7 protein-coding genes are annotated in these 7,373 nt (G+C 59.5%); 2 read left to right on the top strand and 5 right to left on the bottom strand.

Annotated elements, in window-relative coordinates; all coding sequences use genetic code 11:
* Nucleotides 1-1,033 precede the first annotated feature (1,033 nt).
* Nucleotides 1,034-2,047 carry a hypothetical protein gene (locus tag AC1D00_RS18830; protein WP_477011692.1) on the top strand — a complete coding sequence of 338 codons (1,014 nt, stop codon included), beginning with the start codon at nucleotides 1,034-1,036 and terminating at the stop codon, nucleotides 2,045-2,047.
* A gap of 227 nt (nucleotides 2,048-2,274) precedes the next feature.
* On the opposite strand, the gene AC1D00_RS18825 is transcribed toward AC1D00_RS18830, so the two are convergent.
* Nucleotides 2,275-2,943: a hypothetical protein gene (locus AC1D00_RS18825; RefSeq protein WP_477011691.1), complete on the bottom strand. Its 669-nt coding sequence runs from the start codon at nucleotides 2,941-2,943 to the stop codon at nucleotides 2,275-2,277.
* A 262-nt stretch (nucleotides 2,944-3,205) separates the two neighbouring features.
* On the opposite strand from AC1D00_RS18825, the gene AC1D00_RS18820 reads away from it, so the two are divergent.
* The gene (locus tag AC1D00_RS18820; protein ID WP_477011690.1) at nucleotides 3,206-3,574 is read left to right on the top strand and encodes a hypothetical protein; all 369 of its coding nucleotides are present in this window, start codon (nucleotides 3,206-3,208) and stop codon (nucleotides 3,572-3,574) included.
* On the opposite strand, the gene AC1D00_RS18815 is transcribed toward AC1D00_RS18820, so the two are convergent.
* From AC1D00_RS18815 to AC1D00_RS18800, 4 genes are all read right to left on the bottom strand, one after another.
* Nucleotides 3,519-4,868, bottom strand: coding sequence for a tyrosine-type recombinase/integrase (locus tag AC1D00_RS18815; protein ID WP_477011689.1), 1,350 nt, complete (start codon nucleotides 4,866-4,868; stop codon nucleotides 3,519-3,521). The genes AC1D00_RS18820 and AC1D00_RS18815 overlap by 56 nt on opposite strands.
* Before the next feature lie 623 nt (nucleotides 4,869-5,491).
* The gene (locus AC1D00_RS18810) at nucleotides 5,492-6,169 is read right to left on the bottom strand and encodes a hypothetical protein (RefSeq protein ID WP_477011688.1); all 678 of its coding nucleotides are present in this window, start codon (nucleotides 6,167-6,169) and stop codon (nucleotides 5,492-5,494) included.
* 136 nt (nucleotides 6,170-6,305) lie between these two features.
* On the bottom strand, nucleotides 6,306-6,788 hold the full coding sequence (gene greA, locus AC1D00_RS18805) for a transcription elongation factor GreA (protein ID WP_477011687.1): 483 nt from the start codon (nucleotides 6,786-6,788) through the stop codon (nucleotides 6,306-6,308).
* 65 nt (nucleotides 6,789-6,853) lie between these two features.
* Nucleotides 6,854-7,342, bottom strand: a complete 489-nt coding sequence (locus AC1D00_RS18800) for a hypothetical protein (RefSeq protein ID WP_477011686.1) — start codon at nucleotides 7,340-7,342, stop codon at nucleotides 6,854-6,856.
* Nucleotides 7,343-7,373: the final 31 nt, after the last annotated feature.

The following is a 7,373-nucleotide window of genomic DNA, read 5'->3' as shown; positions in this document are numbered from 1 at the left end:
GAGCCAGGTCGACGCCTTCGAAACGCTGGTCCTTTCCTCCCTCGCCCTTCACGATCACGTCGCTGCGGGGCAAGGCCTTGAACTCTCCTTCCGACAGCGCAATCGTCGTCTGCACGTCGCCATCGATTGTCAGATAAACCGTGGCTTGCGCCGAACATGGCCGTGAGGAAAGCTGCGCCAGACACACAAGGACGACGGCGATCGCCCAGGTTCGCGTCACAACCTTGCCTTTGCACCACGCGAAAGATGATGTCATGCGAGCGTACCTGCTTGAACAAATACAAACTATACTAGTTGACTGCCAATCTTACAACCTTTGGATAGCACGGTCCATCTCATGGGATGCGAGCCGTCTCCGTGGGCCCAATCGGTGAATGCTCCTGCTCGCGTCAAGCGCGAAAAGATCGACGCTTTTGAATTTCCGCTATACGATGTGCAAATGCGGCGCTAAGACCCAAGTTCACGTCGAATCTTCGCTCCACCGGATTTAGTCCGAGCGCCACCCCGGGGCTCGCTGCGCCCAGGGGCGGCACGACGCTCGCGCCATGCGGACCACTCAACGCGCTTGGGCTCTCCGACAAGGATGAGCTGGCCGGGATCGGCCTTCTCCGTGAACACCACTAGATTGGTGGCGCGCCCGGCCCTCCCGACTTCAATTGCAGAGTTTAAAGGGTGCGGCTGCCGCCGAGGTCACAGCAGCTGGGTTGTTCTGCGAATGCTCCCATCGAGGTCTCATGGACGTCCGCTCTGCCCCGATGACGACCAAAGTCCGCAGCTCGCCGGATAGACGCGATGTGCCACCAACCGACTTTGAGCGCCTGCAACGTGAGCATGGATCCTGACCGTGCAAGCTTCCGAGCGAGATACAATGATGGGCTGCGAGGCGTTTCTCGGTCAGGCGCCTTCGGAGCAGCTTGATCGTCAGCAACCCGCCATGTGAGATTTGGTCATGAGCACTTTTCCTCCCGTCACTCCGGCCCGTACCCTTCTAAATATCTTGAACCCAACCCGTGCGCAAATGCCGACGGATGCCATGGCCGACAAGGCGATGGTGGATTTTCTTGCCGACATAGCGATGCTGGATAGCAAACACAACCGCCAAAAGCGCCGTACCCAAGACCAGCTTGCCGAGCAGGTTTTCCGGTGCAGCCCGACCTTCGAAGACGAAAGAGCCCTTACCGGGTGTCTACGATATCAGCTCAGGGTAGCGTTCGAAGAGCTAACTATTCTTGATCAGGAAATGCGAAAACAGAACAATGGATCGATCACCTTCGTGGTGCTCTCGAGGTACGGCAGCATCATCCGGGACTACTTGTTTGACCTGCGCGAAATCCTCAGTTTCCTCCAGCGGAAGGTGCCGGGTTGGACTTTCTTTCAGGGTGGAAAGAGTTCTGGCGTCAGTAGCTGGGAGGTCTACACCCTAGCGCGCGGTTTGGCATTGCAGTCGGCACGTACGGGAACGGGTGTGTCCTTCGATCACAAAACGGCGCAAATCGCCTCCATCTTTGTTCTGCGACAGGCGATGGAGCTTCGCTTCGAGCGGCTGATCTCGGTCTATCCGACCGACCACAAGGGCAAGCCGCCAAGGCTCAGGCACGGCTTCCATCAGGAATTCATAGCTGCGAACCCGCAATTCTTTCGGGCAAACGGCTTCCAGGTAAAGGGGCTGCGGCACCTCTACGACTGGTGCAGTGAGATTGTCCATCAGGCTTACCAGCCTTACACATGGCAGATATCCATGGCACTGCGGCGCGGCGGTGAAATGCTTCATGCACAATCGGCGCCGATCGGTCAGGCTTGGTCAATCTACAACGCTGTTCAGATCATTGGCGTGGAAGCAATGCAGACTGCCTACGAAAATCACTTCCTCGCCACCTATGGCCACGGCACTTGGCGGTTTACTCGTGAGCACCCGGAAGCACTCGTCCTAGACTGGCGTCAAGACATGGCATTCACCAGTGATGTCTGCAGGCCGGTACTCAATCGTCCCAATCTCGCTAACCGGATCAAATTGCACATCAGGCAATTCCTGCGACTAAAGCGTTGAGATGCTGCGAAAGGCAGACTTAAGGATCGCGTGGCGCTGTTTAGGGACCTCCCCAAGCGAACCGACCTTCTCAGCTCTCGTGACGGGGCGACCACATCCCGTCCGCGGCAAAGGCTGCGCAGAATCACGTCTGACCTCGCTAAAGTCTGACATTCGATGCCCCAATGACACCTGTCGTTCCGGCATCATTGTTCTGCTGGAGCAGAGAGCGAAGTGCTCCGGGCGAGCTATCCGCCCCCATCTAGGCACGATGCAAAGAGGTCGATAGCAGGCACCCCAAACTTCTCGGGACATTCACCACTCTGAATGGAAACGTATGGACTACGTCCCTTTAGCAGCTGCCGAACTTCCAATTCACCGTAGGTCAGTCGAGCCATGTGGGTGCTCAGGCTCTTCCCCGAGGCGTCGGCACGGGCCAAGAGCTGTTCAACGATGTCCCTATCGGGATAGCGTTGCTCCAAATCAACAGCCAAGTCGATGTCGCCGACCTCAGGCGCATCACCAACATAGGAGCCGAACGCACGCACCCGCTTTACCCGGAAGACAAGCTCATCCCGCTCGTTGATTTCGGTGACACGGGCGAGCATCTCCCTGACTAGGACATCCGCTTTTGCCCGCGTGATCCGCTTGACGAAGCGGGCCACACATAGGCGTGAACCAAGGATCGTAATGCCGAACTGGGAAGGCGTCTGGCGCTCGCCCGTTGGTCCTTTCGGCTCAAGAAATCCGGCGGTGACCATTGCTTGCAGGACCACCTCGGCCGAAGGGGCATTGAGGCGAAGGTCAGTTTCGACAGATCCAGCGGTGATCGTGCATCCCGCAGGATAGCGCCGCAGGAAATCACGGATTTTGATCAAGGGAAGCCCGGCTAGGGTGTCGCTCTTGCTTACTTGCATGCTCTCAGGATCAATTCGGACGGTTATCGATGCCGCCAAAGGCGTGGAAGACTGTGCATCCGATCTGCTCGGATTAGCGCTCTCAAATGGCGGACGCGACAACATATCGATTGTCGTTGCAAAGGATACTAAGCCCCTATGATCCGTCCCATTTGTACGCCGCAGCTACCTAGCAGCCATACCCGAGCCCTTGATTTCTATCTTGCTGGAGACGTCTACGATATCTTATTGCCCCAGACCGATCATGGTTCGGGGCGGAGGCATGAGCGGCAAGGAAAAAAAGTCTCGGATCGAGGCATTAGGGTCGCCAGGCAGTCGGAAAATCCCACGTGTGGCGAAGCGCCATCGCAAGAACCGGGGCATGCCACCGCCCGCGACGTTCGATATCGAGACGCTGCCGGGCAGCTCTAATTTGACGGCTTTGGAGGCGGCCGCGGTCATCCGGCGCACGCCCGGAGCGCTCGAGCAGTGGCGGCGCGATCCGAACCACCCGCTGAAATGGCGCTACGTCGATGGCCGCCCGCTCTATCGTGTCGATGCGGTGCGCGACTATTTGGCCGGATGCGATAAGACCACTAAGCCGCCCCAGCCGCATAATGCTCGCGGAGGCGGCCCAGCAACTCGGCCTTGATGGGGTCGAGCGGATTCGTCCGCTGCAACCGCACGACCTTGCCGGCCCGTTTCGCACCGACCAACTCAGCGATGTAATCATGAGCCGCTTCGAACGCCATCTTGCGGATGATCCACTGTTCGTCGTGATTGTAGACCTGATCGATTCCACGCGGCTTTTGCCCGACACACAGCCGCTGGATTTCGTTGTCGTAGCCGCAGCGCGACATGATCGTTCTCAAGCTGCGCCTTAAATCATGCATGGTGAACTTGGCGACACCCGCTTCCTTGATCAGACGGTTGACCATCTTGGTGAAACCCGACATCTGGCCGCCCGTTTTCGGTGACGGGAAGACATAGTCGGACGTCGCGCGCTGGAAATGTTTCGCTGCCGCAAGTACCTCATCAACGAGGTGGGTGCGCGGCACATCGTGGTGCAGGCCCATCTTGGTCCATTCCGCATCGAAGGTGATGCGGTCATCCATGATGTGCTTTCGCCACTCGATCATGGTTGGCTCGCTGCGGCGCGGGCCACCGAGCAGGCACATCCGTGCTAATTGCCCAAAAGCCCCGAGCTTGCCGGATGCGTGCCAGACCTTGATGATCTCCTCATCGATCAGTGCGCGGCCCTTCGTTCGGCGCCCGACCCTCTGCGCACGGGTTTCCTTGGGCGCGCGATAGCCGGCGAGCACGTTCTGCTCGACGTAACCTTCACCGACACACCATTCGAGGAGTGTGTGCGTGTGCTTGCGCAAGTCCTTGGCCGCGCCGCGCTTACCGGTCTTGGTGATCTTGTCCACTGCCGCCATGATTTGCCGTCGCGTCAGCTCGCTGATAGCGAGATCGAAATGATCCTTGAGACCGCGTCGCAGCGCCGACATTGCTGGTTTCCAGTTGACGACCTGGCGTCCGGTCAAGGACGTTTCGTAGGGGCCATCTTCAATGATCAGGATCGCCAGCGTCGTGCATTGCTTGTCGGCGAGCTTTTGCCGCAGTACCTCGCGCTTGGCGTCGTTCGGATCCACCCCCTTGACCACCTCGGCAGCGGCGATGGTTGCGGCCTGGCGTGCGGCCTTCTCGTTGAACTTGGGCCATGCGCCTAGCGTCTTGCGTTGGGTGCCTTTCATCCCAGGCTTGGTGAACATGTAGACCCAGGTCCGGCCACCAGTCGCGCGCATCCTGATCGCAAGCCCTGGCTGCTCTGTGTCGTGGAGATAATGCTGCGACTTGCCCGACGGCAGCGTGGACACACGGATCGCCGCGTCAGTGAGCTTCAGGTGGTTCTCGGGCCTAAGATCTTTACCGTTCGTTTCCATCGATCCTGCCCTTCTTCCTTGTGCCCGGGGCACATCGAGGGGAGACCCAAAAACGGATCAGAAACCGTTCCCTTCGCGTTCCCAGCTCTGGTGTGCCCCGAGGGAAAAACTCACCGAGGGCACAGCCAGGGCATACAAATTGTAGCAAGGCCTGCTATGGCCCGTTGTGGCCCCATATGGCCAGAAATCCCTGATGCGCAAGGGTTTTTAGAACTTCACTATGGCCAAATTTGGTTGGCTGTGGTCTACGGATTGTGGTTCACACGGGAGAGGTCCAAGGTTCGATCCCTTGTGCGCCCACCATCCATCCTCCTGAACCCTGCCGGTTGCGGATGATCTTGGCGGCTTATCGGTACGGTCTCGTCAAAAAATCGAAAAACAACCCCATGCACAGTAGCCGACATCAGTCGGATCAATGGGTTACGCCTTTTCCGAATCCGCTTGTTCCGTCGGGCAAGACACGGGCATGATGGGAGCATCCGAGGAGTTAGTTCCTGAGCCCGTCATTGCGAGCGCAGCGAAGCAATCCAGAATCCCTCCGCGGAAAGACTCTGGATTGCTTCGCTGCGCTCGCAATGACGGAGCAAGAGAYGAGACCGCGCCGGTTCACGGGCACGCAAGCGTCAAGCCACCCGAGCCGGCCGCAAGGCCGCATAGAGGCCGACGAGGGTCCCGATGGCGACCAGCCCTGCCGCCAGCAGCAGCTGCAATTCCCCATCATCGGTGGCACCCACGGACGACACAAGTCTGGTCACGACGACGAACAGAATGCCCACACAGGCCGCTGCCCCCATGCAAAGATGGGCGAGCTCCCGCGTCAGGTTTCGGCCGAGAAGTCCGAGTGCGGTGAAATACATCGCGCAAGCGTTGGGATGAACGAACAGGGCGACGCGCGCGTAAGGACCGTAGGCGTCGAGGAGGGACTCACACCGGTTCAGCGCCGCTCTTGAGGCAACCCGCTGCAACAGCGGTCTGAAGAAACGAGCCTGCCCGTAACTCAAGACGGCGCCCGCAATGATGGCCAGCCAGGCCACGATGAAAACGGAGAGATCCGCAGGCTTCGGATTGAGCGCCACGGACATCAGGATGAGGGCGGTTCCGGGAAAATAGCCGAAATACGGGAAGACCGATTCCAGGAGCACGCAGGCGAACATGAAGACCAGAAACCATGACGAACCGGTCGCGCCATGGACGATGGCGTTCAAGTCGAAGAGGTCAGTCTTGTACAGGACGAGGTACATGCACATGGCCAATCCGGCCAGCGCATAAAACGGCAACGCCCCCGACAGAAACCGTCTCATCCAACCATCGGGCTTTGTTGCGCGGGCACGGCGGAGACCATCGATATCAGGACAAGACAAGGAAGACGCATGGATCATGCTTTAGGCGAATGAGCTTGCTCCTGTCGATAGCAATCCTCGCCTCACCTGCGCCCCCCTACGCGATCGACAAAATCTCGATCTCCTGCGTCCCCGACCCCACGACATCGCCCACCGCCTTTCCCATCAGCGACCTTGCGACCGGCGAGACGAACGAGATCGAGCCGGCCTTCGGGTCGGCTTCGTCCTCGCCGACGATGCGATAGGTCTGCACGCGGCCGTCAGGGCGGCTGAAAGTCACCGTGCTGCCGAAGGCGACCGTGTCGGTCGACACTGGTGTGGGAATGACCTGCGCCGTGCGCAGCCGTTCCGTCAGATAGCGGGCGTCGCGCAAGGGGACCGCCGACTGCCGGCGCTTCTCGTTGACGTCGTCGATGGCTTGCGCGGCCTCATAGGCCTCGCGCGCCTGTTGAAGCTGGGTCTGCAATGCCTGCAGGCCGGCTTCGGTCACGAGGTTCGGATGAGGCGAGATCGGCCGATCCGGCAACAGCGTCTCGGACGCCGTCTCGGCGCTTTCTTCCTTGGTAAAGGCAACGCTCAATTCGTAGATCCTGTCGAACTGTCTTGGCCAACGGCGGCGCGTCCGCTCACGGGCGATTGCCCGGACTATATCTCAAGTTGGACGAAACGGCGCAGCTTGAAGACGAGGTCCGGCATGGCCTGGCGGAACCGCGTCGCGTTCTGGAACGTGGTCGAGAACGGCGCGAAGGTGATCATCGCGTTCCAATGCCGGTAGCCATAGACCGTGACCGAGACGCCGGACGTGGGAAAATCGTCAAGTTTGCGCAACTCGCCGAGCACGAGATCGGCAATCGCTTCCGCGGGCAGCAATTGCTTGCCATCCGGTGTCGTGGCGATCTTCGCGGGCGGTTCGACCGGCTTGGTGACTGCCGGCGCGGCATCGGAGGCATGATCATCCGGCTTGACTGGTGCCGCAGCGGGGATCGGCGCCTCGACCGGGTCAAATCCATTCGTCGGCGCTGTTGGTGGACCTTCGGTGAGCGGCGGCGGTGCGACGATGTCTGCGCGCTTGCCGCCTCCCAGGATGCTGCTGATCATGGCAACAAGGCCAGCATCCTTCACGTCGTCGCTCATTACTTCCCCCGGCTTTGCCCTACTCTAGCAC

The organism is Bradyrhizobium sp. P2_E8 (assembly GCF_056403875.1).
This window is presented reverse-complemented; position numbering and strand designations above follow the sequence as displayed.